This is a genomic window from Pseudomonas sp. KK4, assembly GCF_001984065.1.
In the GTDB taxonomy this organism is placed as follows: Bacteria; Pseudomonadota; Gammaproteobacteria; order Pseudomonadales; family Pseudomonadaceae; genus Aquipseudomonas.
In genome coordinates this window covers 1-2,010 of the sequence record NZ_LYVP01000235.1, presented here as the reverse complement: position 1 = coordinate 2,010, position 2,010 = coordinate 1, and the positions used below count along the sequence as shown (strand labels likewise).

At 67.4% G+C, this 2,010-nt stretch carries 2 protein-coding genes; both read left to right on the top strand.

What is annotated here, in order from left to right; translation table 11 throughout:
- Positions 1-159 precede the first annotated feature (159 nt).
- Positions 160-1,371: a helix-turn-helix domain-containing protein gene (locus tag B0W55_RS29240; RefSeq protein WP_077049366.1), complete on the top strand. Its 1,212-nt coding sequence runs from the start codon at positions 160-162 to the stop codon at positions 1,369-1,371.
- Between the two features lie 35 nt (positions 1,372-1,406).
- Positions 1,407-2,010 (top strand): glutamine cyclotransferase (locus B0W55_RS29235; protein WP_077049365.1); only part of this gene is annotated, 604 nt, incomplete at its 3' end.

Below are 2,010 nucleotides of genomic sequence, written 5' to 3'. Positions count from 1 at the left end.
CCTGTTCAATGCCGGACGCAAAACCCTGTGGGAGCTGGCCTGCCAGCGATTAGGCCCGCCCCGACACAGAAAAACCCTCAGCCTCCTGCACGCGCAACCCACTGAGATAGACTCAACAACGACCACCCGCCGCTGGAATGCACCCATGAAGAGCCTGCCATGGACTCGCTGATCACCGCCGCCGCCCAGGCGCTGGCCGCCGGCGACCCGCTCGGTGCGCTGGACCGGGTGGCCTTGCGCGAAGACGCTCCGGCATTGGCGTTGCGCGGGATCGCCATGGCGCAACTGGGCGATCTGGCCCGGGCCAAGGCGCTGGTACGCCGGGCCGCGCGGGCTTTCGGGCCGAAAGAAGCTGTGGCGCGGGCACGCTGCGTCGTCGCCGAAGCCGAGATCGCGCTGGCCTCCCGAGACCTCGGCTGGCCCGTGGCGGCACTCGACGCCGCACGCCAAGTGCTGGAGGCCCATGCTGACTGGATCAACGCCGCCCACGCCCGCTATCTGGGCATCCGCCGCCTGCTATTGATCGGGCAACTCAACGAGGCCCAGGACAAACTCGCACAGCTGGACCCGGCCACCTTGCCGCCGCCTCTGCGCGCCACCCATGAACTGGTTGCGGCCGGCATTGCCATGCGCCACCTGCAAGCGCAAACCGCCCGCGCAGCCTTGGCCAGAGCACAACTCGCCGCCACGCAATCGGCCATTCCCGCGCTGCTGGCGGAAGTCGACAGCGCGGTGCGCATGCTGGACAGCCCCGTCGCGCATTGGGTCACTCAGGGTGAACACCGCCCTCTGTTGCTCGACGAAGTAGAGGCGTTGTTCACCTCGACATCGCTGGTGGTGGACGCCTGTCGTTACCTCGTCCGTGGCGCCGGCATGTCGGTGTCGTTATCGAAGCGGCCGATCCTGTTCACCCTGGCGCGAACACTGGCCGAAGCCTGGCCGGGCGACGTGCCCCGCGAAATCCTCATCGCCCGAGCCTTTCGCCTGAAACTCAGCGACGAATCCCACCGCGCCCGCTTGCGCGTCGAAATCGGCCGCCTGCGCGCAGCGCTCAAACCTCTGGCCGGCGTGATCGCCACCCCGCGCGGATTTGCACTCGTGGCGCCGGACGTTGTGCTGCTCACCCCACCGGTCGAAGAAAAACATGCCGCCGTGTTCGCCTTGCTCAGCGACGGCGAATCCTGGTCGAGTTCGGCCCTGGCCCTGGCCTTGAACACCGGCCAGCGCACGGTGCAACGAACCCTCGACACCCTGGCGGCACAGGGCAAGGTGCAGAGCTACGGGCAGGGGCGGGCACGGCGCTGGCTGACCCCGCCGGTGCCCGGTTTCGCGACGACCTTGTTACTCCCGGTGCCGCTGCCCGGTGGCTAGGATGAAGCCACCCACCCCTTGCGAGGAACACCACGATGAAACAGTCAGCCGCCGAAATCCTCCGTGAATATGGCCCGTTCGAAGGCGTCGAGCATGTGCACGGTCTGACCTGGGACGGTCGGCAAGTGTGGTTCGCCAGTGGCGAAAGACTCAACGCTCTGGACCCCGCCACCGGCAACATCCCACGCTCGATCCACATCGCCGCCCACGCCGGCACCGCCTTCGATGGCCGGCACCTGTTCCAGATCGCCGAAGACCGCATCCAGAAAATCGACCCGCAAACCGGCGACGTCATCTCCACCATCCCGGCCCCCGGTGGCGGCAACGATTCCGGGCTGACCTGGGCCGAAGGCTCGCTGTGGGTCGGCCAGTACCGCGAACGAAAAATCCACCGGATCGACCCCGAAACCGGCGCGATCCTGCGCACCCTGGAATCCAACCGCTTCGTCACTGGGGTGACCTGGGTGGAGGGAGCGCTGTGGCATGGCACCTGGGAAGGGGACGAGAGCGAACTGCGCCGCATCGATTCGAACACCGGGGCTGTGCAGGAGAGCCTAAAACTGCCGGCCGGTGTCGGCGTGTCGGGGCTCGAGTCCGATGGTGGCGAGCGGTTTTTCTGTGGGGGTGGTGGCAGTGGGC